At 69.9% G+C, this 26,076-nt stretch carries 28 protein-coding genes; 19 read left to right on the top strand and 9 right to left on the bottom strand.

The annotated features are described in order from the left end of the window. Positions 1-73 precede the first annotated feature (73 nt). From glcE to QY917_RS14745, 7 genes are all read left to right on the top strand, one after another. Positions 74-1,183 carry a glycolate oxidase subunit GlcE gene (glcE, locus tag QY917_RS14715; RefSeq protein ID WP_123675322.1) on the top strand — a complete coding sequence of 370 codons (1,110 nt, stop codon included), beginning with the start codon at positions 74-76 and terminating at the stop codon, positions 1,181-1,183. 2 nt (positions 1,184-1,185) lie between these two features. Further along, complete coding sequence (locus QY917_RS14720; protein WP_123675321.1) at positions 1,186-1,983, top strand: YoaK family protein; 798 nt, start codon at positions 1,186-1,188, stop codon at positions 1,981-1,983. 25 nt (positions 1,984-2,008) lie between these two features. After that, positions 2,009-3,247 carry a glycolate oxidase subunit GlcF gene (gene glcF / locus QY917_RS14725; RefSeq protein ID WP_123675320.1) on the top strand — a complete coding sequence of 413 codons (1,239 nt, stop codon included), beginning with the start codon at positions 2,009-2,011 and terminating at the stop codon, positions 3,245-3,247. Positions 3,248-3,308: 61 nt separating this feature from the next. After that, positions 3,309-4,178 carry a ProQ/FINO family protein gene (locus QY917_RS14730; RefSeq protein WP_123675319.1) on the top strand — a complete coding sequence of 290 codons (870 nt, stop codon included), beginning with the start codon at positions 3,309-3,311 and terminating at the stop codon, positions 4,176-4,178. A gap of 99 nt (positions 4,179-4,277) precedes the next feature. Beyond that, positions 4,278-4,667 (top strand): VOC family protein, encoded by a 390-nt coding sequence (locus tag QY917_RS14735; RefSeq protein ID WP_162844524.1) that lies wholly within the window; start codon positions 4,278-4,280, stop codon positions 4,665-4,667. 92 nt (positions 4,668-4,759) lie between these two features. Further along, a complete protein-coding gene (locus QY917_RS14740) occupies positions 4,760-5,230 on the top strand; it encodes a GyrI-like domain-containing protein (protein ID WP_123675317.1) in 471 nt (156 codons plus the stop codon). 77 nt (positions 5,231-5,307) lie between these two features. Beyond that, a complete protein-coding gene (locus QY917_RS14745; protein ID WP_123675316.1) occupies positions 5,308-6,036 on the top strand; it encodes a YafY family protein in 729 nt (242 codons plus the stop codon). 263 nt (positions 6,037-6,299) lie between these two features. Here the strand turns inward: QY917_RS14745 and QY917_RS14750 are convergent, their stop codons facing one another. The 3 genes from QY917_RS14750 to lplT all read right to left on the bottom strand — a co-directional run bounded on the left by QY917_RS14750 (position 6,300) and on the right by lplT (position 9,152). Further along, on the bottom strand, positions 6,300-6,785 hold the full coding sequence (locus tag QY917_RS14750) for a glutathione peroxidase (RefSeq protein WP_123675315.1): 486 nt from the start codon (positions 6,783-6,785) through the stop codon (positions 6,300-6,302). Beyond that, complete coding sequence (locus QY917_RS14755) at positions 6,782-7,723, bottom strand: DMT family transporter (RefSeq protein WP_123675314.1); 942 nt, start codon at positions 7,721-7,723, stop codon at positions 6,782-6,784. The genes QY917_RS14750 and QY917_RS14755 overlap by 4 nt, the downstream gene beginning before the upstream one ends. A 151-nt stretch (positions 7,724-7,874) precedes the next feature. Beyond that, on the bottom strand, positions 7,875-9,152 hold the full coding sequence (gene lplT / locus QY917_RS14760; RefSeq protein ID WP_088887891.1) for a lysophospholipid transporter LplT: 1,278 nt from the start codon (positions 9,150-9,152) through the stop codon (positions 7,875-7,877). A gap of 140 nt (positions 9,153-9,292) precedes the next feature. Here lplT and alr point away from each other — a divergent pair, with 140 nt between their 5' ends. The 3 genes from alr (at position 9,293) to QY917_RS14775 (ending at position 12,480) form a co-directional block, all read left to right on the top strand. After that, the gene (alr, locus tag QY917_RS14765) at positions 9,293-10,390 is read left to right on the top strand and encodes an alanine racemase (RefSeq protein ID WP_123675313.1); all 1,098 of its coding nucleotides are present in this window, start codon (positions 9,293-9,295) and stop codon (positions 10,388-10,390) included. An 8-nt stretch (positions 10,391-10,398) separates the two neighbouring features. Continuing rightward, a complete protein-coding gene (locus QY917_RS14770) occupies positions 10,399-11,223 on the top strand; it encodes a hypothetical protein (RefSeq protein ID WP_123675312.1) in 825 nt (274 codons plus the stop codon). Positions 11,224-11,460: 237 nt separating this feature from the next. Next, positions 11,461-12,480, top strand: a complete 1,020-nt coding sequence (locus QY917_RS14775) for a cytochrome-c peroxidase (protein ID WP_123675311.1) — start codon at positions 11,461-11,463, stop codon at positions 12,478-12,480. A 106-nt stretch (positions 12,481-12,586) separates the two neighbouring features. On the opposite strand, the gene QY917_RS14780 is transcribed toward QY917_RS14775, so the two are convergent. Next, positions 12,587-13,201: a glutathione S-transferase family protein gene (locus tag QY917_RS14780; protein WP_123675310.1), complete on the bottom strand. Its 615-nt coding sequence runs from the start codon at positions 13,199-13,201 to the stop codon at positions 12,587-12,589. Positions 13,202-13,348: 147 nt separating this feature from the next. Continuing rightward, positions 13,349-13,531 (bottom strand): hypothetical protein, encoded by a 183-nt coding sequence (locus tag QY917_RS14785; protein ID WP_012655300.1) that lies wholly within the window; start codon positions 13,529-13,531, stop codon positions 13,349-13,351. Positions 13,532-13,640: 109 nt separating this feature from the next. On the opposite strand from QY917_RS14785, the gene radA reads away from it, so the two are divergent. From radA to QY917_RS14825, 8 genes are all read left to right on the top strand, one after another. Beyond that, complete coding sequence (radA, locus tag QY917_RS14790) at positions 13,641-15,023, top strand: DNA repair protein RadA (protein WP_011803649.1); 1,383 nt, start codon at positions 13,641-13,643, stop codon at positions 15,021-15,023. 69 nt (positions 15,024-15,092) lie between these two features. Continuing rightward, entirely contained in the window at positions 15,093-15,533 is a 441-nt protein-coding gene (locus tag QY917_RS14795; RefSeq protein WP_088887885.1) for a glycerate kinase, read from the top strand. 46 nt (positions 15,534-15,579) lie between these two features. Further along, positions 15,580-16,518: a branched-chain amino acid transaminase gene (locus QY917_RS14800; RefSeq protein WP_123675309.1), complete on the top strand. Its 939-nt coding sequence runs from the start codon at positions 15,580-15,582 to the stop codon at positions 16,516-16,518. 4 nt (positions 16,519-16,522) lie between these two features. Then, complete coding sequence (locus QY917_RS14805; RefSeq protein ID WP_123675308.1) at positions 16,523-16,729, top strand: zinc-finger domain-containing protein; 207 nt, start codon at positions 16,523-16,525, stop codon at positions 16,727-16,729. A gap of 102 nt (positions 16,730-16,831) precedes the next feature. After that, positions 16,832-18,139, top strand: coding sequence for an O-antigen ligase (locus QY917_RS14810; RefSeq protein ID WP_123675307.1), 1,308 nt, complete (start codon positions 16,832-16,834; stop codon positions 18,137-18,139). A gap of 9 nt (positions 18,140-18,148) precedes the next feature. Continuing rightward, on the top strand, positions 18,149-19,306 hold the full coding sequence (locus QY917_RS14815) for a glycosyltransferase (protein WP_123675306.1): 1,158 nt from the start codon (positions 18,149-18,151) through the stop codon (positions 19,304-19,306). An 8-nt stretch (positions 19,307-19,314) separates the two neighbouring features. Beyond that, positions 19,315-20,382 (top strand): glycosyltransferase family 2 protein, encoded by a 1,068-nt coding sequence (locus QY917_RS14820; RefSeq protein WP_123675568.1) that lies wholly within the window; start codon positions 19,315-19,317, stop codon positions 20,380-20,382. A gap of 3 nt (positions 20,383-20,385) precedes the next feature. After that, positions 20,386-21,372, top strand: coding sequence for a glycosyltransferase family 32 protein (locus QY917_RS14825; RefSeq protein WP_123675305.1), 987 nt, complete (start codon positions 20,386-20,388; stop codon positions 21,370-21,372). A 68-nt stretch (positions 21,373-21,440) separates the two neighbouring features. Here the strand turns inward: QY917_RS14825 and QY917_RS14830 are convergent, their stop codons facing one another. Together QY917_RS14830 and QY917_RS14835 are read right to left on the bottom strand one after the other, a co-directional pair. Next, complete coding sequence (locus QY917_RS14830; protein WP_123675304.1) at positions 21,441-22,505, bottom strand: nitronate monooxygenase family protein; 1,065 nt, start codon at positions 22,503-22,505, stop codon at positions 21,441-21,443. 4 nt (positions 22,506-22,509) lie between these two features. After that, a complete protein-coding gene (locus tag QY917_RS14835) occupies positions 22,510-23,412 on the bottom strand; it encodes a LysR family transcriptional regulator (protein WP_123675303.1) in 903 nt (300 codons plus the stop codon). Between the two features lie 79 nt (positions 23,413-23,491). Between QY917_RS14835 and QY917_RS14840 the strand changes: the two genes are divergently transcribed. Next, positions 23,492-24,760 carry a YbfB/YjiJ family MFS transporter gene (locus QY917_RS14840; protein WP_123675302.1) on the top strand — a complete coding sequence of 423 codons (1,269 nt, stop codon included), beginning with the start codon at positions 23,492-23,494 and terminating at the stop codon, positions 24,758-24,760. Between the two features lie 7 nt (positions 24,761-24,767). Here QY917_RS14840 and QY917_RS14845 read toward each other — a convergent pair whose 3' ends face one another. Together QY917_RS14845 and QY917_RS14850 are read right to left on the bottom strand one after the other, a co-directional pair. After that, entirely contained in the window at positions 24,768-25,496 is a 729-nt protein-coding gene (locus QY917_RS14845) for an MOSC domain-containing protein (protein WP_123675301.1), read from the bottom strand. Continuing rightward, a complete protein-coding gene (locus QY917_RS14850) occupies positions 25,493-26,056 on the bottom strand; it encodes a redoxin domain-containing protein (RefSeq protein ID WP_103736839.1) in 564 nt (187 codons plus the stop codon). Before QY917_RS14850 ends, QY917_RS14845 begins: the two co-directional genes overlap by 4 nt. Positions 26,057-26,076 lie beyond the last annotated feature (20 nt).

The raw sequence follows: 26,076 nt of genomic DNA on the forward strand, positions 1-26,076 counted from the left end.
TTCACGCCGCGCGTTCAAAAAAATCAAACCTGCGCCACGGCCGCCTGAAAGGGCAGGGCAGTACCATCGCCGGATGGACGCAGCCCTTCGCCAGATCATCGACCGCGTGCGCGACAGCGCAGACCGCCGCAGCGCCGTGCGCATCTGCGGCGGAGGCACCAAAGACTTCCATGGCCCGGGCGCGCCGCAGCATGCCGGCGAGCCGCTGGACATGCGGCCCCTGGCCGGCATCGTGAGCTACGAGCCCAGCGAACTGGTGGTGACCGCGCTCGCCGGCACGCCGCTGGCAGAGCTGGAGGCGCTGCTCGCGCGCCATGGCCAGAGCCTGCCGTTTGAGCCGCCACGCTTTGCCGAAGGCGGCACCGTGGGGGGCATGGTGGCGGCCGGCCTGTCGGGGCCGGCGCGCGCCAGCGTGGGTGCGGTGCGCGACTACGTGCTGGGCGTGGAGATCATCAACGGGCGCGGCGAGCTGCTGCGCTTTGGCGGGCAGGTGATGAAGAACGTGGCGGGCTATGACGTCTCGCGCCTCATGGCCGGGGCCTGGGGGCAGCTCGGCGTGATCACCGAGGTCAGCCTGAAGGTGCTGCCGGTGCCGCCGGCGGAGGCCACGCTGCGCTTTGACTGCGACCAGGCCGAGGCGCTGCGCCGCCTCAACGCCTGGGGCGGCCAGCCGCTGCCGCTCAACGCCAGCTGCTGGGTCGAGGATGCGGGCCGCGGCCAGCTCTACGTGCGCCTGCGTGGCGCGCAGGCGGCGGTGCAGGCCGCCTGCCGCAGCATGGGAGGTGAGTTGCAAGACGCTCCCACCGTGCCGGACGACTGGCAGGCTTGCCGCGACCAGCGCCTGCCCTGGTTCGCCGCGCGCGCGGCGGACCATGCGCTGTGGCGCCTGTCGGTTCCCCAGACCGCGCCCGTGCTGGCATTGCCCGCGGGCGTGGCGCCCCCGCTGGTGGAGTGGCACGGCGGTCTGCGCTGGGTGCAGGCGCTGCCGCAGCACGGCGATGCGCTGCAAGCACTGGCCGCCGAGGTGGGGGGTAGTGCTTCTCTATTCATAGCTGCTAGCGCAGATGGGATAAGCGCTAGAGCCATTTTTGATGCAAATTCTGCGGCGCTCGCTGCGATCCACCAGCGGCTCAAGCAGGCGTTCGACCCGGCCGGCATCTTCAACCCCGGGCGCCTCGTCTAGCCATGCGCCTGCTGCGCCACCTGACCGGGCGGCACCGCACCACGGTCACCAACCGCACGCTGGGCCTGCTGCTGGCGTTCAACGCGGGAGCGATCAACGCGGGGGGCTTTCTGGTCGTGCACATGTACACCTCGCACATGACGGGCTTCCTTTCGCTGGTGGCCGACAACCTGGTGCTGGGCAACATGACGCTGGTGCTCAGCGCCATCGGCACGCTGTGGGCGTTCATGTCGGGCGCGGGCTCCACGGCGATCCTCGTCAATTGGGCGCGCCACCAGCACCTGCGCAGCGGCTTTGCGCTGCCGCTCTTGCTGGAGGCGGTGCTGATGCTGTTGTTCGGCCTGATGGGGGCCATCACGCTGGGCTGGCGTACGCCGTTCGCCGTGCCCCTCACGGTGCTGCTGCTGGCCTACATCATGGGGCTGCAGAACGCGGTGGTGACCAAGATGTCCTCGGCCCAGATCCGCACCACGCACATGACGGGCATCGTCACCGACCTCGGCATCGAGATGGGCAAGGCCCTGTACTGGAACCGCAGCGGCACGCCGCGCGAGTCGCAGGTGCATGCCAACAAGACGCGCCTGCGCATGTTCGCCAGCCTGCTGGGCATGTTCACCGCCGGCGGCGTGGTCGGCGCGGCGGGCTTCAAGTACGTGGGCTTCATCTGGGTGGTGCCGCTGGCGTCCATCCTGCTGGCGCTGTCGCTGCCCCCCCTCGCCGCCGATCGCCAGCGCCTGGCCCAGCTGTGGCGCGCGCGCTGCGCCCCCGCACCCGCCGAAGACGCCCCCGCGCGCCGCTAACCCTCCACGATCTCCACGACACACCATGCAGACCCAGCTCGCACCCCAGTACCAGGGCACGCCCGAAGGGCAGGAGGCCGAGGCCATCCTGCGCAAATGCGTGCACTGCGGCTTTTGCACTGCCACCTGCCCCACCTACCAGTTGCTGGGCGATGAGCTGGACGGACCGCGCGGGCGCATCTACCTCATCAAGCAGGTGCTGGAAGGGGCCGAGCCCACGCGCAAGACGCAGTTGCACCTGGACCGGTGCCTGACCTGCCGCAACTGCGAGAGCACCTGCCCGAGCGGCGTGCAGTACGGGCATCTGGTGGACATCGGCCGGCGCATCGTCGAGGAAAAGGTGCCGCGCCCGCGCGGCGAGGCGGCGGCCCGCTGGATGCTCAAGGAAGGGTTACCGTCCCCGCTGTTCGGCCCGGCAATGAAGGTGGGCCAGGCCGTGCGCGGCCTGCTGCCCGAGCGCCTGCGCGCCAAGGTGCCGCCGCGCCAGGACGCGGGTGCTTGGCCCACGCGCAGCCATGCGCGCAAGGTGCTGCTGCTGGAGGGCTGCGTGCAGCCGTCCATGGCGCCCAACATCAACAATGCCACGGCGCGCGTGCTGGATGCTGCAGGCATACAGACCGTGGTGGCGCGCGAGGCGGGCTGCTGCGGCGCGGTCAAGTTCCACCTGAACGATCAGGAAGGGGGCCTCGCCCAGATGCGCGCCAACATCGACGCCTGGTGGCCCTATGTGGAACGCGGCGAGGTGGAGGCCATCGTCATGAATGCCTCGGGCTGCGGCGTCACCGTGAAGGAATACGGCCACCTGCTGCGCAACGACGCGCAGTACGCCGAGAAGGCGGCGCGGGTGAGCGCCCTCACGCGCGATCTGTCGGAACTGCTGCCCGATCTGGTGGAGCGCCTTCGCGGGCGCGTCCAGCCTCCCGCGGCCCCGCTGGCCTACCACCCGCCCTGCACCCTGCAGCACGGGCAGAAGCTGCGCGGCGGGGTGGAGCGGCACCTGGCGGCGCTGGGCTTCGAGCTGCGCGTGGCGCGCACCGAGTCGCACCTGTGCTGCGGCTCGGCCGGCACCTACTCGGTGCTCAACCCGGAACTGTCGTACCAGCTGCGCGACCGCAAGCTGGGCGCGCTGGGCGAGGCCTTCACCGAGCAGCCGCCTGCGGCCATCCTCTCTGCCAACATGGGCTGCATCACCCACCTGCAAAGCGGCACGGGCATTCCCGTGAAGCACTGGGTGGAGGTGCTGGACGCCGCATTGCTGGCATGATGGCGGGTTTTGACCGCCGCGCGGGGCGGGCTTTCGGGGCCCGGCCGCGCGCTTTCGAGCCATGAACGACACCGTGAACGCACCCGCTCCGATCCACGAAGAAGGCGTGCCACCCATCGCTGCTGCGGTCCCCGCGGCCGAAGGCCATGCGACACCGGAGAGCCCCGCGTCGGCCAGCCCGGCACCTGCCGCTGACAGCGGCGCCGCAGGCGCGCCCAGGGCCAATCGCCGCGGCGGCCGTGGCCGCGCGGGGGGGCGGCGTGAGCCGGGAGCGCAGGCCGCAGGCGATGCGCCCCAGGCCGGCGCCAAGGGCGGCCCCGCGGCGGGTGCACCCCGCCGTACGCACCCGCTGCTGGAGCAGTTGGCGGGCTGGTATCCGCACCTGTTCGGTGCGCAGTTCCTGCCGCTCAAGCGCGGCATCTTCCAGGACCTGCTGGCCGCGCATGGCGAAGCCATCGACAAGGACGCGCTCAAGCTCGCCCTGTCCATCCACACACGCTCCACGCGCTACCTGAATGCCGTGGCCCAGGGTATGAAGCGGCACGACCTGCAGGGCCAGCCTGTGGAGGACATGGCGCCCGAGCATGTGCACCACGCGCTGCTGGAGGTGTTCCGCCGGCGCAAGCCGCAGGACGGCGATGATCTGACGGCCAAGCTGCGCCGGCGCATTGCCCAGGCGTTCGAGGCCAGCGGCCTCACGCGCGAGGCCTATGACGCGCTGGTGCGCGGCCGCGACGAGAAGGCCAACGCCCTGCTCGATGAGGCCTTTGCCGAGGTGGCCGAGCGCGATGCCAAGGCCGAGGCGCTGCTGCGTGCCTTCGAGGCCAGCGGCCAGACCCCCGAGGCCTTTGCCGACATGTACGGCCTGCCCGCTCGGCAGGCTGCGCAGATGCTCGAGCGGGCACGCCAGCGCCGCGCACCGGGCGCCTGAGCGCGGCGCGAGGGGTGGTGACAGGCTGCTGACACGACGCTGTCAGCAGCTTCCCCGCAGCATGGAGTCCTTCGCAACATGCTTTCAAGGAGCCCCTCCATGACCACCCCCTCATCCAGCCAGGCCATCAACTGGTTCGAGATCCCGTGCGCCGATCTCGGCCGTGCGCAGTCCTTTTACGAGCGCATGCTGGACCGCTCCATGCGCCGCGAAGACTTCGGCGGCGAACCCATGGCCCTGTTCTCCAAGGACGATCCCGCGACGGGCGGCTGCCTGGTGGCGGGCCCGCAGCGCCGCGCGGCGCCTGACGCGGGCGTGCGCATCTACCTGGACTGCGAACCCAGCGTGGAGGCGGCTTTGGCCCGTGTAGTGCCTGCCGGTGGCCAGGTCGTGGATGCCTGCACGCAGCTGCCCCAGGGCATGGGGTACATCGCCCACGTGCGCGATACCGAGGGCAACACCATCGGCCTGCACGCCATGGCGCGCTGAGGCGCCGGCTCGCACAGCCTGCTGACACCCCGTTGTCAGCAGGGTGGCGGCAGCATCGGCGCGTTCTTGGATTCCGTTGAGGAGAGATTTCCATGACCCCAATCACCGTCCAGGTGCCGGCGTTCAGCGTGGCGGGCGTTGCCGTGCGCACCTGCAACCGAGACGAGGCCCAACCCGAACGGGCGCGCATAGGCGCACTGTGGGACCAATTCTTCACCGAAAGCTGGGCGCGCCAGTTGCCCGGCCCCGGGGCCGACGGGCGCCTCTACGGCGTCTACAGTGCCTATGAGTCCGATCAGCATGGCGCCTTCGACGTGACGGCCGGCGTGTCGGCCGCCGTGCAGGCCGATCCGCCGGTGGGCGCGGCCCGCATCGAGGTGCAGCCGGGCAGCTATCTGGTGTTCCACTGCGAGGGGTCCATGCCGCAGATGGTGCTCGACGCCTGGGCCGCCGCGTGGCGCTACTTCGAGGAACATCCCGAGGTGCTGCGCCGCTTCGACACCGACTTCGAATGCTACGAGGGGCCCGAGTGCGTCGCCCTGCACATCGGCGTGCTGCTCTGAGTGCAGGCCCAGGCGCTGTCCTGCCTGGCACCCGGCACCGTACCATGCGGACCATTCCTTCCGTGGCCTGAGATTCCATGCGCCGTGCCGACCGCCTGTTCCAGATCGTCCAGCTCATCCGGGGCCGGCGCCTGTCCACGGCCGCCTTTCTCGCCGGGCGGCTGGAAGTGTCGCTGCGCACCATTTACCGCGACGTGGCCGACCTGCAGCACCAGGGCATACCCATTGAAGGCGAGGCCGGCGTGGGCTACCGCCTGGGCGCGGGCTTCGAGCTGCCGCCGCTGATGTTCAGCCAGGGCGAGGCCAACGCCCTCGTGGCCGCCGCGCGGCTTGCGCAGACCTGGGTCGATGGCGGCATGGCGCGCGAGATCGAGGGTGCGCTTGGCAAGATCCTCTCGGTGCTGCCGCCCGCCGCGCGCGCGGCGGCCGAGGCGCAAGCGCTCTACGCGCCGGGCTCTGGGCTGGATACGCGCGCCCAGGCCGCGCTGCAGGCGCTGCGCGAGGCCGTGCAGTCCTGCCACGTGGTGCGGCTTGACTACGCCGACGTGCAGGGCCGGCCCAGCCTGCGGCGCGTGCGGCCGCTGGGCTGCTTCTACTGGGGCAAGGTGTGGACGCTGTCGGCCTGGTGCGAGCTGCGCGATGACTTCCGGGGCTTTCGCATCGACCGCATCGCGGCCTTCAAGGTGCTGGACGAGCGCTTTCGCCAGGAGCCCGGCAAGACTCTGGCCGACCTGCTGCGCCAGGTCGAGGCCCGGATGCGTGACTGCCCGGCCGAGGGGCTGGAAGGCGCCGCGTTCTCCTCCTGACCTTTTTTGCTCCTCCGCTGCGGGGATGGATTGCCATGGGCCGTCCTGACCGCCGGCCGCAGTCCAGCGCCGGGCCTGCACGCGCTGCAAACCTGCCCCACGGCGTACCCACGCAGCATGGCACGGTGAGAATCGCGGGCCGTGGCCCGCTTGCTGCCTTGGCTGGTCTTGGCAGGCCCGGAGGCCGGTATCGGGGCTGTACTTGCCGCGGCCTTTGTGGAGCGTGTATGTCGCGCTGGACCGCTTGTGAAAACCGCTTGGCTTCAGGCCGTCAGCGCTGCCTCGATGTCGACCGTGAGCTTCTCGGGAGCCTCCTGCGGCGCGTAGCGGCGGATCACCTGGCCGTCCCGGCCGACCAGGAACTTGGTGAAGTTCCACTTGATCGCCTTGGTGCCCAGCACGCCGGGCGCTTCGGCGGTGAGCCAGCGGTACAGCGGGTGCGCGTCGCTGCCGTTGACGTCGATCTTGGACATCATGGGAAACTGCACGCCATAGTTGCGCTGGCAAAAGCCCGCGATGGCGTCGTTGCTGCCCGGGTCCTGGTGGCCGAACTGGTTGCACGGAAAGCCGAGCACTACCAGCCCGCGCGGCCCATAGCGTTCGTGCAGCGCCTGCAGGCCGGTGAACTGCGGCGTGAAGCCGCAGGCGCTGGCGGTGTTGACGATGAGCAGCACCTGACCGCGGAAGTCGCTCAGTGGCTGGGGCGCGCCGTCGATGCGTGTCGCGTCGAAGTCATACGCAGTGGTCATGGGGCCTCCGGTCGTGTGTCCGTCACCTTATCACTGGGGGCATGGGGTGTGCCTGCTGCATGCACCCGTGGCCGCCAGACCGACCAGCCGGCCGCCAGCAGGATCAGCGCGCCGCCGGCGAGGGTCCCGCCCGTCAGCTGTGCAGCGCCCAGCAGCGTCGAGGAGCCGCTGGCGAACACCACCTCCGACAGCATGATGATCGCCGTCGTCCCTGCCGCCAGGCGCGCGGCGCCAAACTGCAGCGCCCAGTTGCCGGCCAGCAGCACGACCGCCAGAAGCGCCGCCACCCAGGCCCAGGTGGCGTTCAGTGGTGGAAAGGGCGGCACCACGCCCAGGGATCGGCCCAACTGGGCCGCCAGCAGCGCCATGAGCATGCAGCCGCCGAACATGGCGACCATGCGCGCCTGGCCCGGGACGGCGTGCAGGCGGCGCAGGGTGACGTTGGTCACGGCAAACGTGAAGCCGCCGAGGATCGCGAGCAGATCGGCCAGCGTCAGGGCGGCGAGCAGACGCGGCAGGCCGCCCTCGGCGGGCCACAGCACCAGCAGCACGCCGCTGAAGGCCAGCAGCAGCCGCGCCAGCGCCTGCGGCGTGGGCCGCTCGCCCAGGAAGCGCCAGGCCAGCAGCACGCTCCAGGCTGGCATCAGATAGAACAGCAGGATCACGCGGACCACGTCGCCAATGGTGATGGCCCAGTTGAAGGCCACATTGTTCAGGCCCGAGCACAGCGCCAGCAACCACAGAGCCCGGTGCTGCCGCAGCTGCGCGGAAATGCCCGGCCGCAGCGCCAGCAGCACAAGGAGGATGGCCCCATACATGAGCGCCGTGGCCCACAGCGGGTGCAGTCCCGCGCCGTGCATCTGCCGGAAAGGCCACCAGGACAGTCCCCAGATGAAGGCGTTGAACAGCAAGGCCAGGGCGGGAAGCGGAGATTGCATGCAAAAAGTGGCCGTAGCGCTTATCTGGCAAGCGCAAACAGCTATCAAAAACAGAGTGGTGAAGGCGCGAAGACGCCCAGCCTTTGCGGCGCATTGTGCCGGCGCGACGGCGGGCGCGCGGGGCTGCGCAGGGGTAGCCCCACGCACCGGTTCAGTGGTGGTCGTGCCGGGCGATGGAGAGCAGGTGCTCCACTTCCTCGGGATGGCTGCGCACGTTGTGCGCGTGCCAGCGGCCGATCAGCCACATCACGCCCGCCACCAGCATGCCGAAGGCCGTGATGGCACCGAAGGCCGACAGCCCGAACTTGGTGGACAGGCTGTAGAAAGCCCCCATGCCCAGGATGGCGGCCTGCTCGTTGAAGTTCTGCACGGCAATGGAGCGGCCCGCGCCCATCAGGTTATGGCCGCGGTGCTGCAGCAGCGCGTTCATGGGCACGACCAGGAAGCCCCCCAGCCCGCCCAGCAGGATCAGGAACGGAATGGCCAGCCAGATGTTGCTGATGACATTCATCAGGATCACCAGCAGGCCCATGGCGATGCCCATCGGGATCACGCGCGTGGCCATGTCCAGGCGCATGTGCAGGGACGCCGCCACCGCGCCCGCGGCCGTGCCGATGGCCACCACGCCCACGAGGGCCGAGGCCTGCGTGGTGCTGTAGCCCAGGGCCGCGGCGCTCCAGGCCAGCACGATGTAGCGCAGGTTGCCCGACACCCCCCAGAACAGCGTGGTGGTGGACAGCGAGATCTGCCCGAGCTTGTCGCGCCACAGGCGCCCGTTGCAGGTCCAGAAGTCGGGCAACAGCGCCAGCGGGTTGGGTGGCAGGGGGCGCATCTCCACGCCCGTGTGCGGGATGCGCAGGTTAAACCACGCCGCCAGCATGTACACCGGCACCAGCGCCAGGATGGCGGCTTCGGCCGCGAGGTCGATGCCCAGATCGATGCCCGGCATGTCCAGCGCCAGCAGGTGGCCGGCGATGTGGGGTGCGACCAATTGGCCGCCCACGAGCACGCCCAGGATGATGGAGGCGATGGTCAGCCCCTCGATCCAGCCGTTGGCCTTGACCAGCTGCGACGCGGGCAGTAGCTCGGTGAGGATGCCGTACTTGGCCGGCGAATACGCCGCCGCACCGAGGCCCACCACGGCGTAGGCCAGCAGCGGGTGGTGGCCGAACAGCATCATCAGGCAGCCCACCACCTTGATGGCATTGCTGATGAACATCACCCGCCCCTTGGGCATGGAGTCGGCGAATGCGCCCACCCACGGCGCCAGCACCACGTAGAACAACGCGAACATGGGCACCAGCGCCGCGCGCTGCCACTCCGGCGCGCCGCTCGTACGCAGCAGTTCCACCGCGGTCACGAACAATGCGTTGTCGGCCAGCGAGCTGAAAAACTGCGCCGACATGATGGTGTAGAAACCGCGCTTCATCGGGTGGCTGGTGGCTCCATCAGCGGGAATGATGGCCTGTGAAAATTCGAAACACTCCGAGGAGCGACGGGCGGTTATATCACGCGACCCTGCGCGCCCAGTGCCAGAATGGCCCCCGTCCAGTCCGTAGAAACACCCCCATGCCGCGCCCCATTCTTGCGACCATCCACCCCGCAGCCGTGCACCACAACCTGGAGCGCGCGCGCCGTGCCGCGCCCGATGCGCGCGTGTGGGCGGTGGTCAAGGCCAACGCCTACGGCCACGGCATCGAGCGCGTGTTCGAAGGCCTGCGCGCCGCCGACGGTTTCGCTTTGCTGGACCTGGCCGAGGCCGAGCGCGTGCGCGCTCTCGGCTGGCGCGGCCCGGTCCTGCTGCTGGAGGGCGTGTTCGAGCCGCGCGACCTGGAGCTGTGCTCGCGCCTGGGTCTGTGGCATGCCGTGCACTGCGATGCGCAGATCGACTGGCTGGCCGCGCACAAGACGCAGGTGCCGCACCGCGTGTTCCTCAAGATGAACTCCGGCATGAACCGCCTGGGCTTCACGCCCGAGCGCTACCGCAGCGCCTGGGCGCGCCTGAACGCGCTGCCCCAGGTGGACGAAATCTCGTGCATGACCCACTTCAGCGACGCCGACGGCCCGCGCGGCATCGCGCACCAGGTGCAGGCGTTCCAGACCGCCACGCAGGACCTGCCGGGCGAGCGTTGCATCGCCAACAGCGCCGCGCTGCTGCGCCACGGCGGTGATGCGCAGGTGCGGCTGGACTGGGTGCGCGCGGGCATCGTGCTGTATGGCAGCGCGCCCGACCATCCCGAGCGCCGCGCGGCCGACTGGGACCTGCAGCCCACTATGACGCTGGCTTCGCGCATCATCGGCGTGCAGCAGCTGCAGGCGGGCGACACCGTGGGCTACGGCTCGCGCTTCACGGCGCAGGGGCCGCTGGGCATCGGCATCGTGGCCTGCGGCTATGCCGACGGCTATCCGCGCCACTGCGATACCGGCACGCCCGTGCTGGTGAACGGGGTGCGCACGCGCACCATCGGGCGCGTGAGCATGGACATGCTGGCCGTGGACCTCACGCCCGTGCCCGGCGCGGGGCTGGGGGCCGAGGTCACGCTCTGGGGCCGCGCCGCCAACGGCGCCGTGCTGCCCATCGACGAGGTAGCGCAAGCGGGCGGCACCATCGGCTACGAGCTGATGTGCGCGCTGGCACCGCGCGTGCCCGTGGTGGTGCAGGACTGATTCCCTCCATGGTCCGGGTGCGCGGCCGCACGGGCGCCTCGTGGCGCGGCATGCGCCTGCCGCAGCGGCTGCAGGAGGGCCTGCGCCAGCGCCATGCCCTGCGGCTGCACGGCTGGTGCATCGGCAGTCTGATCCTGGGTGTGATGTGGGCGGTGTCCCATGCGCAGATGGCGCTGGGCGTGCCGTCGCTGGCGCTGCGCTACCTGGTCACGCTGGGCGTGGGATATGGGGTCTATCTGTTGGTGCTGCGCCTGTGGGCCGCATGGCTGCTGCGCCGGCGCAGCGATGCGCCCGACGGGCTGGACCTGCTACCCGATGCGGGCTGGCCCGCCGGCCCGGGGCCGCAGGGCCCCGCGCCACCCTTGAACGGCGGTGGCGGCGACTTTGGCGGGGCGGGCGCGACTGGGCAGTGGGACGCGCCGGCCGCAGATGGCGCTGGCGGCACCGGATGGGGCGGTGATCTGAGCGACGCGGCCTCGGGCGCGCTGGAGGCCGCGGGAAGCGCCGACGAAGCCGCCGTGGTGGTCGTGCCGGTGGTGGCGATCTTCGTGGTGGGCGTGGCGCTGCTGGGGGGGGCGGGTGCGCTGGCGTGGCTGTACTTTGGCAGCGAGGTGCTGCTGGCCGTGGCCGTCGAACTGGCGTTCTCCGTGGCCTCGGCACGGGCGCTGATGGGCGCGGAGCGCGCGGGCTGGCTTGGCGCGGCCTGGCGCCTGACGGGCAAGCCCTTGCTTGGCGCCCTGCTGTGCGCGGTGGCCCTGGGCGCGGCGCTGGACCATTGGCTGCCGCAGGCGCGCTCGCTGCCACACGCGGTGCAACTGCTGCGGGGCCGTTGACCTTGCCTCTGGCGGGGCCCTGCGGCCCATGCGGCAAGCCTTGGTGATGGCGCTGGGTTGCTGAAAGACCATTTTGCTGAAAATGTTTTTGGCTTTGTTTTGCATCAAGCCATTACTCAGGGTCTTCCCGAAGAATGACTCTCACAGCGAACACCTGCTGTGCGGCCCGCAGGGGCGCCCCGGGTGCTCGGGCGTGCAGCGCTTTGAACGTTCGCTGAACAAGAAGTGGAGTCCCCTATGCAAAGCCAGTCCCCCTCCTCCCGTCCCGCCGCGCGGTTCTTCCTGGGCATCGTCTCGGCTGCGGCCCTGCTGTCCATGGGCAGCGCCGGCGCACAGGAGCCCGTGCAGCCCATCGCGCCCCACAAGGTGACCAACCCCGCCCAGGTCACGCTGGGCAAGAAGCTGTGGTTCGATCCGCGCCTGTCGCGCTCGGGCTTCATCTCGTGCAACTCGTGCCACAACCTGAGCATGGGCGGCTCGGACAACCTCAAGACCTCCATCGGCGACAAGTGGCAGAAAGGCCCGATCAACTCGCCCACGGTGTTGAACTCCAGCCTCAACCTGGCCCAGTTCTGGGACGGCCGCGCGAAGGACCTGAAAGAGCAGGCGGGCGGTCCCATCGCCAACCCGGGCGAGATGGCCTTCTCGCATGACCTCGCGGTAGACATGCTGCGCTCCATTCCCCAGTATGTGGCGGAGTTCAAGCGGGTCTTCGGGCATGACAAGCTCACCATCGACGAGGTGACGGCCGCCATTGCCGCGTTCGAGGAAACGCTGGTGACTCCCAACGCGCGCTTCGACCAATGGCTCAAGGGCGACAAGAAGGCCATCACGGCGCAGGAACTGCGCGGCTACCAGATCTTCAAGACCAGCGGCTGCGTGGCCTGCCACAACGGCCCCAACCTGGGCGGCAACTCCTTCCAGAAGATGGGCCTGGTCGAGGCATACAAGACGGACAACCCGGCCGAGGGCCGCTCCGCCGTCACGGGCAACGATGCCGAGCGCTTCAACTTCAAGGTGCCCACACTGCGCAACGTGGAACTGACCTACCCCTACTTCCACGACGGCGCTGCCGACACGCTGGCCGAGGCCGTGGACACCATGGGCCGCATCCAGTTGGGCAAGAAGTTCACCGCGCAGGAGAACGCCGACATCGTGGCCTTCCTCAAGACGCTCACGGGCGATCAGCCGCAAATCGCCCTGCCGATCCTGCCGCCCTCCAGCGATGCGACCAAGCGCCCCCAGCCCTTCGACTGATGCGCCGTCACGGATGAAAGCCGGCCCGCTTGCGGGCCTTTACAGGCCGGGGCCTCGCAAGGGGCGCCGGCCTTTTTTTGGGGGGCGGGTATGTCCCGCCTGGGCGTCAGGCCAGGGCGCGCTGCACCGCGGGGCGCTGCGCCATGCGGTGGGAGTGCGCGTGCACCTTGGGAAACTGCGCGATGTCCACGCCGTCGCTCTTGAGCCAGCCCGCAACGGTGAAGAGGTAGCCGTCGGCCACCGAGTACTGCTCGCCCAGCACCCACGGGCCGTCGCCCAGGTAGTGGCGCTCGATCAGCGTGAAGCACTCGGTCATGTTGGCGGGCACCTTGCGCTGCATGGCGGCCTGGGCCTCGGGCTCGTCGGCCCAGCGGCTGGCGCGCGGACGGTGGGCGTGGGCGATGTGCACGGTGGAGGCCAGGTAGCTGTGGAATTCCTGCATGCGCGCGAAGCCGAAGGGGTCGGCGGGCGCCAGGCGCGCATCCGCGAAGCGCTGCGCCACGTAGGCCAGCAGGGCGGGGGTCTCGGTGAGCGTTCCCTGCTCGGTCACCAGCGCGGGCACGCGGCCCTTGGGATTGACCGCGAGGTACTCGGGCGAGCGCTGCTGCTGGCTGGCGAAGTCCACGCGGACCAGGGTATAGGGTGCTTGCGCTTCCTCCAGCGCGATGCGCACGGCCTGTGCGCAGGTACCGGGGGTGAAGTAGAGGGTGAGAGAGGTCATGGACGGCGGGCGTGTTGGAGGATGGATGATCGTATTTATAAAAAGAGGAGCGGCTTGCGCTCAATCCCAGGCCATTTCGATGCAATAAGTACCTGGGTGTGGCTTGTGGCAAGCGCTGACAGCTCCTTTTTTTGATGCACCAGGAACTCAGGAGCCCACGCTGGCCGGCTGCGCGCCGGGCAGGGGCGCGGCGGGCGCCGAGGGCTTGGGCACGGCGGGTACCGAGGGCAGGTGCGGCGGATCGGCGGGCTTCTTGTCGCACGCGGCCAGCGCCAGTGCGCAGGCGGTCAGCAGCGGCGCGGCCAGGGGGCGAAGTGTCGGCAGGGGCATGGCGGGTCCTTCCTGAGTCGGTGTTCGCCCGGCGGGGCGGCACTGCCCGTTAGGATAGGACAGATCCCCCGCGCCGGCCCACCGCCGGCCTACGCTGCGTCCTGCCACCATGGCCAAAGAAAAAACCATCTTCTCCTGCACCGAATGCGGTGGCACCAGTCCGCGCTGGCTGGGCAAATGCCCCTCCTGCGGTGCGTGGAACACCCTGATCGAATCCGTGCCCGACGCTGGACCGGGCAAGAACCGCCTGAGCGGGGCCGGCCAGTACGCGGGCCTGGCCCAGGCGCAGGCGGTGATGCCGCTGGCCGCCATCGAGGCGACCGAGGTGGCGCGCACGGCGAGCGGCATCGAGGAACTGGACCGCGTGCTGGGTGGTGGCGTGGTCGAGGGCGGGGTGGTGCTCATCGGCGGCGACCCGGGCATCGGCAAGTCCACGCTGCTCTTGCAGGCGATGGACGCGCTGCAGCGCGCGGGCCTGCCCACGCTGTACGTGACGGGCGAGGAGAGCGGCGCCCAGGTGGCGTTGCGTTCGCGCCGGCTGGGGCTGGATGCGAGCCAGGTGAACGTGTTGGCCGAGATCCAACTCGAAAAAATCCTCGCCACCGTGGAGGCCACGCAGCCCGCGGTGTGCGTCATCGACTCCATCCAGACCGTCTATTCCGACCAGCTCACCAGCGCCCCGGGCTCGGTGGCCCAGGTGCGCGAGTGCGCGGCCCACCTCACGCGCATGGCCAAGGCCACGGGCATCGCCGTCATCCTGGTGGGCCACGTGACCAAGGAGGGTGCGCTGGCCGGCCCGCGCGTGCTGGAGCACATGGTGGACACGGTGCTGTACTTCGAGGGCGACACGCACAGCAGCTTCCGTTTGGTGCGCGCCATCAAGAACCGCTTTGGCGCCGTGAACGAGATCGGCGTGTTCGCCATGACCGAGAAGGGCCTCAAGGGTGTGGCGAACCCCAGTGCCATTTTTTTGAGCCAGCACAGCGAGCCGGTGCCCGGCAGCTGCGTGCTGGTCACGCTGGAGGGCACGCGGCCCATGCTGGTGGAGATCCAGGCGCTGGTCGACGGCGGCGGCCCCAGCCCACGGCGCCTGTCGGTGGGCCTGGAGCGCGACCGCCTGGCCATGCTGCTGGCCGTGCTGCACCGCCACGCGGGCGTGGCCTGCGCCGACCAGGACGTATTCGTCAATGCCGTTGGGGGCGTGCGCATCAGCGAACCCGCGGCCGACCTGGCCGTGATGCTGGCCATCACCAGCAGCCTGCGCGGCAAGGCGTTGCCCAAGGGCTTCATCGCGTTTGGCGAGGTGGGCCTGGCTGGCGAGGTGCGCCCCGCGCCGCGTGGCCAGGAGCGCCTGAAGGAAGCGGCCAAGCTGGGCTTCACGGTGGCCGTGGTGCCCAAAGCCAATGCACCCAAGAAGCCGATCGCCGGGTTGGAGATCCACGCAGTGGAGCGCGTGGACGAGGCCATGACTGCCGTGCGCGGGCTGGACTGACGCGTCGTGTCGCAGGGGCTACGCAGCTTCCACAGCGGCGCTGGTGGTGCTGCGTAGGACAATGCGGCCATGAATCTGCGCAAGATATTGATCCCGGCGGGCATCGTCGTCCTGGTCATCGCCGCCTACCGCGCCTATGGCCCGCAGGGTATCCTCACCGTGAGCGGAGGGCTGGTCATGTGGGGGCTGCTGCATTACACGCGGCTCATGAACGTGATGCAGAAGGCGCGTAACCACCCGATCGGCTACGTAGGCAGCGCGGTAATGCTCAATGCCAAGCTGAAAGCCGGTGTGAACCTGCTGCACGTGGTCGCCATGACGCGCGCGCTGGGCCAGCAGCTGTCGGCGGACGGCCAGCAGCCTGAGCTCTACCGCTGGACCGACGGCACGCAGTCGCACGTGACCTGCGAGTTCGTCAACGGTCGCCTGGTGCGCTGGGAGTTGGTGCGACCCGCCCCGCAGGAGGACGCCGGCCCCCCTGCCGCCGCCAACCCGGCGGACGAATCGTAGAATTGCCTGCTTTGCGACCCACGCAGTTCTCTCGAAAAGGATCTCCATGAGCCCCGTTGTTCCCTCCATGGCCGACCGTGACGGCAAGATCTGGATGGATGGCCAGATGGTGGATTGGCGCGACGCCAAGATCCACGTGCTGACCCATTCGCTGCACTACGGCTGCGGCGCCTTCGAAGGCGTGCGCGCCTACAAGACGGAGCAGGGCACGGCCATCTTCCGCCTGGAAGAGCACACCAACCGCCTGTTCAACAGCGCCAAGATCCTGCGCATGACGATCCCCTTCACCAAGGACGAGGTGAATGAGGCACAGAAGGCCGTGGTGCGCGAAAACCAGCTCGAATCCTGCTACCTGCGTCCGCTGACGTGGATCGGCTCGGAAAAACTGGGCGTCTCGCCCAAGGGCAACAAGATTCACCTGATCGTCGCCGCCTGGGCCTGGGGCGCGTACCTGGGCGAGGAAGGCATGCAACGCGGCATCCGCGTGAAGACCAGCAGCTTCACGCGCCACCACGTCAACATCACCATGACGCAGGCCAAGGCGTCGAGCAACTACACCAACTCCATCCTGGCCAACATGGAGGCCACCGACGATGGCTACGACGAAGCCCTGCTGCTGGACAGCGCCGGCTTCGTGTCCGAAGGCTCGGGCGAGAACGTGTTCATCATCAAGGACGCCGTGGTGTACACCCCCGACCTGTCGGCCGGCGCGCTCAACGGCATCACGCGCAACACCGTGTTCCACATCTGCAAGGACCTGGGCCTGGAGCTGGTGCAAAAGCGCATCACGCGCGATGAGGTGTACATCGCCGACGAGGCTTTCTTCAGCGGAACGGCCGCCGAGATCACCCCGATCCGCGAACTGGACCGCGTGCAGATCGGCAGCGGCAGCCGCGGCCCGCTGACCGAGAAGATCCAATCGGCCTTCTTCGACATCGTGAACGGCCGCAATCCCAAGTACGCCCACTGGCTCACCAAGGTCTGAACCCATGTCACAAGCCATCGTTGAACTGCTGGCCAAGGATCTCAACCTCCAGGGCGGCGTGTATTGCCCCAGCCCCAAGGCCGGCATGAAGCTCTGGAACAGCCACCCCAAGGTCTACCTGGACGTGGCCCACACGGGCGAGGCCAAGTGCCCCTACTGCGGCACCGTGTACCGCCTGAAGGCGGGCGAGGTTGTCCACGCCGGGCATTGATGCGGCGTTCGCGCCACGCCTGTGTTGGCACCCCCGTCGCGTTGGCGGTGGTGCGTTGATCACTGCAGGGCTGATCCGCAGGCTCTGGGCTGCGTACTGTTCATGACCCTTGAAAACCTTCTGGGCCCAGGCCCCTGGCCTCGCCGGGTCGCCACGGCGGCCTTGTTCCTGCTGCCTGCGCTGGCGTTGACGGTGCAGTCAGGCTACTCCTATGGCGCCGTGCTGCTGCTGGTTGGTGCGCTGTGCTCTGCGCACCGATGGCCTCGTCTGCCGCAGGATCGCTGGACCTGGAGCTTTGCGGCCATCATGCTCGGCATGGGCATCCTCTGGTTGGTATTGGCCAATCCCCTGGAGGGACTGGGAGGATGGGACCGACCGTCCAAATTCGCTCTGGGTATTGCCTGCCTGTTGTTTGTGAGCCCTGTAGGGCCTCCGCCGCGCGCCCAGTTCTGGGGGTTGGTGGCAGGTTGTGCGGGCGCCGGCGCCGTCGCGCTGTGGCAGGTGTACGTGGAAGGGGCTCCGCGTGCCTCGGGTTTCCCGACAGGCAGGACCAATGCCATTCAGTGGGGCAATCTGGCACTGCTGCTGGGCACCATGCTGGCTGTGCAGACCATTGCGTTGCGCGAGCATCTCAACCGTCGGGATGTAGCACTGGCATGTATCGCCGTGCTGTTGGCATTCAACGCTTCTGTTCTCTCACAGTCGCGTGGCGGCTGGCTGGCGCTGTTGCTGGCGGCGCCGTGGGGTCTGTATCTGCTGTGGCGCTTTTTCTGCCGCGAACTGTGGCGCACCCTGGCGGGTGCTGCCATTGCGCTGCTGGTGCTGGGCGCAGCCAATCATGCGGTGCTGGCAGAGCGCTGGGACATCATGGAGCAGGAAGTGCTGATCTACGGCACCGAACGCGCGGCCGACACCTCCGTGGGTCAGCGGCTGGAGCATTGGCGCTTTGCCTGGGAGGTGGGGCTGGAGAAGCCTCTCCTCGGTTGGGGCATGCGCGGGTATCTGGCCGAAAAGGAAAAGCGGGTGGCGGCGGGGCAGTACGAGCCCTCCATCCTTGAGTACATCTACACCCACAACGAACCCCTGGATATGTTCATCAAGGCGGGCCTTGTGGGCGTGCTGTTGCTGCTGCTGTTCTATGCGGTGCCGCTGGGCATGTTCTGGCCCACCCGTGCGCGCATGGCCGCCTACGCGGGGCAAGCGGCCGAGGTGCGTGCGCAGGTGCTGGCGCTGCGCATGGCGGGCGTGTGCATTCCGTTGCTGTATGCGGGATTCGGGATGACGCAGGTCTTCTTTGCACACAACAGCGGGATCATGTTCTACCTGTTCATGGTGATGACCACCTGGTCGGCGGTGCGCGGCATGGACGCGCTGTACGCGGGCAAGGGGTCCGCGGCGGCTGCGGCATAAGGCCAAGCCATGGTGTCTGCGGCGTCTGCCCCTGGCCTTCCCGGCGCGGCCGGCACCCCGGCCGTGCGCCGGCCGCGGGTGCTGCATTTCGTGACGGGCGGGTTTTCCGGTGCCACGCAGGTGGCCGTGGATCTGGTACGAGCGCACGCGGCTTCGGGCCGCTGCGAGGCCTTGCTGGTGCTGCGCCGCAAGCGGCACACGCGCAACGAACGCGTGCAGGCCCTGCGGGACCAGGGGCTGGCTGTGGAAACCGTGGCCGGCTGGGCGCACGTGGCCACCATCTGGCAGCTGGTCGCGCTCTGCCGGCGTTTCCAACCCGATGTGCTGGTGGCCCATGGGTTCAGCGAGCATTTATGGGGCCGCTATGCCGGATTGATCGCTGGCGTGCCCCACCTGGTGCATGTAGAGCACAACTCCCGCGAGCGCTACACCGCCTGGCGGCTGCGCCAAGCCCTGTGGCTGGCTGAGCGCACCGACCTCATCGTGGGCGTCTCCGAAGGCGTGCGCCAGAGCCTGCTCGCGCGTGGCTTCCCCGCCGCCAAGACCGTGGCCATTCCCAACGGCATCGCGCTGGGGCCGTATGAGCTGGCGCGCCATCCCGCTTGGGCCGACCGTGTGCCGGGCATCGTCATGGCCGCGCGCTTTGCGCGCCAGAAGGACCATGCCACGCTGCTGCGCGCCGTCGCGCTGCTGCGCGATCGCGGCCTCACGCCGCCCGTCAAACTGGCCGGCGGCGGCAAGGCGGCGGCGCAGCGGGCGGCGCGCAAGCTGTGCACGGCCCTAGGGTTGGACGGGCAGGTGGAATTCCTGGGCCATTGCGGCGATGTGCCGGGACTGCTCATGGGCCACCGCATCTGCGTGCTGGCCACGCACTACGAGGGCATGCCCCTGTCGCTGATCGAGGGCATGGCCGCAGGCTGTGCGGTGGTGGGCAGCCGTGTGGTGGGCGTGCAGGAAATCATCGATGACGGCCGCAATGGCCTGCTGGCCGCGCATGCCGATCCCGCATCGCTGGCCGACGCACTGGAGCGGCTGCTAGTGCGCGATGACGAGGCGCAGCGCATGGCCCAGGCCGCGCAGGAAGACGCCCGGCACCTGTACAGCCTGCAGACCATGACGAAGCGGTACGAGGACCTGCTGCTGCGGGGGTTGGAGGTTGCTCAGTGAGCGGCGCCGTGCGCGCGCCGGCTGCGCCCTGGCTCAGCATCCTGGTGCCGGTCTACAACGTGCGGGACTATCTGGAAGCGTGTCTCACCTCCGTGGTGGAGCAGGTGGCGCAACTGCCGCTTGCCGTGGAGGGGGGGGCAGGCGTGGAGGTGCTGGTGCTCGACGACTGTTCCACCGATGGTTCGCGTGCACTGATGCAGCAATTGGCGCAGCGCTGGCCCGGCCGGCTGACCCTGATGCGCCACGCGGTCAACCAGGGCCTGAGCGCCGCGCGCAACACCATGATCGGCGCCGCCCGCGGTGAATACCTCTGGTTCCTGGACTCCGACGACAAGCTGCTGCCCGGCGCGCTGGCCGGTTTGCAGGCCACCGTGCAGCGCCATGCCCCGGATGCGGTGCTGTGCGACTTCATGGTGTGGCGCGAGCGTACGCAACTCAAGCACCTGCTGCGCGGCGAGGGCCATCGCGCCACCTTTGCCGGCCCGGCGGGGGGGCTTCAGCGCGACGGCGCTGCGCTGCTGACGGGCGTGTTGATGACTGGGCAGTTGCATGCCTGGTCCAAGGTCACGCGGCGCGCGCTGTGGGGCGCAGACCTGCGCTTTCCCGCGGGCCGCTACTTCGAGGACATGGCCGCCATGCCGCTGGCCCTGCTGCGCGCGCGCAGCTATTGCTACATGCCCCAGCCCTGGGTGGCCTACCGCCAGCGCGGCAGCAGCATCCTGGCGACGATGACCTTGCCCAAGGCGCTCGATCAGTCACGGGCATTGGGCGCGTTTGCCCAGGCGCTGCGCACGGCCGAGGCCGAAGGGGCCTTGCCTGCCAGCGCGGCGCTGCATTTCGCCCTGGCCCACCAGAGTGCGCGCAACCTTGCCGGCGCGGCGCGCTTCCTGGAGCGGGCCGATCTGCCCGTGGCCGAACGCCGAGTCGCAGCGCAGCGATTGCGTGACGACTTCATCGCGGCATCGCCGTTGTCGGCGCAGGCCTTGCTGCGCGCCTACGTGCGGCGCGGCTGGTGGCTGCGCGCGCTGCGGCTGCGCCGTGCCTGGGGTGTCGTGGCGGTCGAAGCAAAGGGCTGACCCATGTCGCATGCGCCATCCTCCACCCACTGGAAGCACCGGGGCGAACTGTGGCTGGCGGGCTGGCTGAAGCGCTGGTACCGCCGGTGCCCGCGCGACCTGGAGGCCGCTCCAGCGCCCGTGTTCACGCTGCACGCCACGGGCACCGCAGCCGCGGCGCCGGCCGCGCGCACGGCCATTCCCCGCATTCTCTGGAGCTACTGGCAGGGCGGCACACCGCCGCTGCTGGTGCAGCGCTGCTTCGACCACTGGCGGCGCCTGCATCCGCATTTCGAGATCCGCATCCTGGACGAGCGTGGCGTGCTGCGGTACCTGCCGGCCATCCCTGCTGCACTTGACGGCGCATCGGCGGCCAAGCGTGCCGACTGGATCCGCCTGGAGCTGCTGCGCCGTCACGGCGGCATCTGGCTGGACGCGAGCACCATCCTCACCCAGCCGCTGGACTGGGTTCTGCAGGAGCAGGCGCGCACGGGTGCCGACTTCGTGGGCTACTACCTGCAGCAGTACACCAGCGTCCCGGACCGGCCGGTGGTGGAGAACTGGTTCATGGCCGCGCCGCCCGGCAGCCCCTTCATCGAGGATCTGCAGCGTGAATTCACGCAGGAGGTCATCGCCCGCACCGGCGAGCAGTACATCGCCCACCTGCAGGCCCAGGGCCTGTACGCGCAGGCGCTGCAGCGCATCGACATGCCCGCCTACCTGACCATGCACCTGGCGCTGCAGGTGATCCTGCTGCGCGGCGGCAGCTACCGACTGGGCCTGTCCCCGGCGGAGTCGGGGCCGTACTTCCTGCACGTGCAGGGCCGCTGGCGCCGCGCGGCGCTCAAGCTGCGGCTGCTGTTCATGCGCGTGCGCGGGCCGCTGCCGCCGCTGATCAAGCTGCGTTCGCCCGACCGCCGGCGGCTGGACGACTACCTGGCCCAGGGCCTGTACCTGCCGGACAGCGTGGCGGGACAGTGGCTGGATGGGGATCGCACCGCCCTCCGATAATTCTCTGCTTTGCTATATATTGAATAGCTGCTGGCGCTTGATGGGAAAGCGCTGGAGCCCAAAAAGACTTAAAACTTCAGGCGCCGCAGTGCGGCCTGCCATTCCTGCGCCAGCAGCGCCACCAGCTGCTGTGCCGGCAGCGCGCGCGCGGCGGCCACGCCCTGGCCTGCCCACAGGGACAGGTAGTCCGCGCGTCCCCGGCTGGCGGCGGCCTTGCGCAGCGGGCCGGTCAGCGCGTTCTGCACCGGGTAGGCGGGCACGGCGGCCTCGTGCGGTGCCAGTTGCTGCATCAGCGTGTTGACGATGCCGCGGGCGGGTCGGCCGGAGTAGATGCGCGTGACGCGCGTGTGCGTGGCCTGTGCGTCGGCCATGGCGGCGCGCTGCGCAGTGCCGATGGCGGACTCGGGGCAGGCGAGGAAGGCCGTACCCAACTGCACCCCCTGCGCGCCCAGCGCCTGGGCAGCCGCAATGCCGCGCCCGTCCATGATGCCGCCGGCGGCAATCACCGGGATGGAGAGCGCATCCACGCACTGCGGCACCAGCGCCAGGGTGCCGACCATGCTGGCCTCGAAGTCGCCCAGGAAGGTGCCGCGGTGGCCGCCGGCCTCCATGCCGCTGGCGACGACGGCGTCCGCACCCACGGCGGCCCATGCCTGCGCCTCGGCCAGCGTGGTGGCTGTGCCGATCACGTAGCAGCCGGCCTCGTCCTGGAGGCGGCGCACCTGCGCGGCGCTCAGGATGCCGAAGGTGAAGCTGGCCACGGCGGGGCGTGCCTCCAGCAGCGCCTCGAACTGCGCGAGGAAGTCCTCGCACCAGCGCGCTGGCGCCTCGGGTGGGGGCAGGCCGAGGTCGGCGTACAGCGGCGCCAGGCGGTCAATGGCGGCCTGCACCGTGGCCGCATCGGGCGTGGGCTGCTCCAGCACGAACAGGTTCATGCCGAAGGGCTTGGCGGTGGCCGCACGCACGGCGGCAGCGGCCTCGCGCATGGCCTGAGGCGACCGCATGCCGCAGCCCAGAAAGCCCAGGCCGCCGGCCTGGGAGACGGCGGCGGCCAACTGGGGCGTGTCCGAGCCCGTCATGGGCCCCTGGAAGAGGGGCAGGTCGATCTGCAGGCGTTGCAGCAAGGCATTCATGGGGTCAGCTCCGCAAAGAAGAATCGGGGGCGAGGACAGAGGGGGTGTCCTGGGCGCCGTGTAGCGCTGCTTGCAGCGCGGCCAGCGCGGGCGTGGCATAGCCCCTGCGGTGCACCAGCACCGTGTCGCAGGGGCCCAGCGGCACCCAGCGCAGCGCGGGCGGCGTGTGCAGCAGATCGACCATCGCCTCAGGCACCACGCCGGCGCAACGGCCCCCGGCCACGCAGGCCAGGATGGCCGGGTAGGACGCGAGCTCCAGTACCTGCGGCGCCTGGCCCGTGGCCTGGCGCATCCAGTCTTCGCCGATGCGGCGGTAGGTGCAGCCGTGCGCAAACGCAGCCAGGGTGTGCACGCGCAGGTCGGCAGGTGTTTCGACAGGCGGGTGGCTGGCCGGCAGGGCCAGCAGCAGTGATTCCGTCCAGACGGGCGTGCGCTGCACCGGGGCCTCCTCGTCCAGGCCCGGCGGCGGCCAGGCCACCAGGGCGCAGTCGAGTTCGTGGGCCAGCACCTGCTCCACGAGTTGGCGTGAGGGAGCGGTGCGCAGCTCCAGCACCAGCGCGGGCCAGCGCGCGTGCAGTTGCGCCAGGGGCGCGGGCAGGCGCGCGGCGGCCGTGCTTTCCATGGCGCCGATGCGCAGGTGGCCGGCGGGAGTGCCCGGGTGCAGGGCCTGTCGCGCCTCCTCGGCCAGCGCCAGCAGGCGCTCGGCATAACCTTGCAGCGTGGCGCCCGCGGGCGTGAGCACCATGCGCCGCCCCTCGCGCAGGAACAGGGCGGCGCCCAGTTGCTCCTCCAGCTGCTGCACGCGCGTGGTCACGTTGGACTGGGCGCGGCCCAGCCGCTCGGCCGCCCGCGTCACGCTGCCCTCATGGGCCACCGTGCGAAAAATCTCCAGTGCCACCAGGTCCATGGATATGTTTGTGAGATGATTTGTCAAAAAATCATCTTAAAAAAAGATTGATGGCGATCATACCGCCGGAGACCGCGCCATGGAACCACAAGCCACCCCGTCGATTGCTGCGCCCGCGCCCCGCGGGCCCGCCCTGCACTGGAGCGAGCGGCCCCATGCTGTGGCCCTGGCCGGCATGCTGGCGCTGGCGGTGGCCATGGGCGTGGGGCGGTTCGCGTTCACCCCGCTGCTGCCCATGATGCTGCACGACGGGGTGCTGACCCTCACCGAGGGCAGCTGGCTGGCCACGGCCAATTACGTGGGTTACCTGCTGGGGGCGCTGGCCTGCATGGCACTGCCCTGGGTGGCACCGGGCTTCTATGCGCGCTGGCATCCGGCGCGGCTGGCGCGTGCCGGGCTGGTGGCCACGGTGCTGCTCACGCTGGCGATGGCGCTGCCCGTGGCCGTCGCCTGGCCGGCGCTGCGCTTTGCGGCCGGGGCCGCCAGCGCCTTCGTGCTGCTGAACGTGGCGGCCTGGTGCATGGTGCGCCTGGCGGTGCTGGGCCGCCCGGCCATGGGCGGGCTGATCTTCTGCGGGCCGGGCGTGGGCATCGTGCTCACGGGGCTGGCCGCCAGCGCGATGGTGGCAGCGCAGTGGCGTGCGGCCTCGGGCTGGGTGGTCTTCGGGGTGCTCTCGGTGCTGCTGTGCGTGGGCGTGTGGCCCGTGGTGCGCGGCCGCGCAGTCAAGGCCGACGCCGGTGCCCAGCCCCGCGCGGCCGCGCAGGGGGGAAACGCCGGCACCCTGGCGGCGCGCGGCGTGCACGCCGTGGCGTACGGCCTGGCGGGGCTGGGCTACATCGTGACCGCCACCTTCCTGCCCGTGATCGCGCGTGCCGCGTTACCGCCTGGCTCGCCTTGGCCCGACCTGTTCTGGCCGATGTTCGGCGCGGGCGTGGCCGTGGGCGCGGCGCTCAGCACGCGCGCGCCCAGCGCCTGGGACCGGCGCTGGCTGCTGCTGGCGGCGTATGCGCTGCAGGCGCTGGGCATCGTGCTGGGGCTGCTCTGGCCCACGCCGGCGGGCTTTGCACTCAGCAGCGCGTTGGTGGGCCTGCCGTTCACGGCCATCACCTTCTACGGCCTGCAGGAGGCGCGGCGCCTGTGGCCGCAGTCTGCCGACAGCTTTGCGAGCCTGGTCACGGCCGTCTACGGCCTGGGCCAGATCGCGGGTCCGCCGCTGGTGGCGTGGCTGCTCGCGCACGCCGATGCCGGACAGGGCTTTGCCCGGGGGCTGGCGCTGGCGGCGGGGGCACTGGTGGCCGGCGCGGCGATGTACGGCTGGTCGGCCTGGCGCTGGCCGCAGCGCGCCTGACAGGCCGTCAGTGCTGCCCTTGCAGGCGCGCGTCCCAGGCCTCGCTCTGTCCGCTGTCCAGGCGCCGCTGGAACAGCCGCTGCCATGACGGCGGCAGCGGCAGAGCGAGGATGTCGCGCAGCGTGGCGGGTGTGCAGTCGCGCCGGTCGATCACCTCCAGCAGCCGTGCGATGGGCCACGCGGGCTGTGGCCGCGCGAGCAGCCAGACAGTGTCGCCCGCCTGCACCGTCCCGGGTTGCAGAACACGCAGATACCAACCCGCCCGCAGGCTGCGTTGCACGCGCAGCGCCATGTCGGGCACCTGGAAGCGGTCGTTCAGCTTCCAGCAGGGCTGGCGGCCCTGGCTGACCTCGAAAACGGCGCTGCCGATGTGCCACTGGTCCGCAATGCACACCTGGGCCTCCTGCACGCCGTCCAGGCTGAAGTTCTCGCCAAAGGCACCGGGCTGCGCGAGCAGCGCCTGCGCCGCGGCGTGGCCCGCCAGCTCCTCGCGCCAGGGCGTGTACTGCGGCCATGCATAGCAGTGCACGGCCTTGTCGGGGCCGCCATGCACGCGCAGGTCGCCCTGCTCGTCACCGTCCAGTCCCTCCGCGCCTACGGCGACGGGGCCGCTGCGTGCCTGCTTGGCAATGGCGCTGCGGCTGCCGGGGCGGGTGTAGGGTTGCGCGCGGCCGGTGAGCACGGCGCGCAGCGTGCCCAGGGCCGTGGGTTGGGAAGGCAAGGGGGTCATGTTCATGGGCGGGGCTGATCGGGCAGTGGGCAGCCGCCATCGTCGCAGCCCGTGGCGGGCACGGTCGCCGGGGCGGCTGGCGTGGGTTCTGCCAGCAGCCGGCCCAGCAGCGCGCCCAGCCGCAGATCGTCCAGATGGCCGAAGTGGTGCAGGCGCACGCGGCCCTGCGGGTCCAGCACCACCAGGCTGGGCGTTCCGCTGAGCGACAGGCTCTGCATGGTCCGTGGAATGCTGCGCGGCGCATCGGGCTGGTCCAGGCCGATGGGAAAGCGCAGCCGGTATTCGTGGATGAAGGCCTGCAGCGCCTCTGGCGTGCCCTGCACGGCGTGGTGCTCGAACACCGTGTGCAGGCCGATCACGACGAGTTGATCCGGCGCAAACGCCTCATGCACGCGCCGCGCCTGCGGGATGCCGTGCTCCACGCAGCCAGGGCACAGCATCTGAAAAGCGTGCAGCACCACCACGCGCCCGCGCAGGCTGTCCAGCGTGAGCGGCTCGGGGGTGTTGAACCAGTGCGCCACCTGCAGCGGCGGCGCAGGTGCAAAGAAGGGCGCGGCGGCGGTCATGGGCAGGCCTTGCGGAACGG

The sequence above is a fragment of the Diaphorobacter sp. C33 genome, assembly GCF_030503915.1.
GTDB lineage: Bacteria > Pseudomonadota > Gammaproteobacteria > Burkholderiales > Burkholderiaceae_C > Diaphorobacter > Diaphorobacter nitroreducens.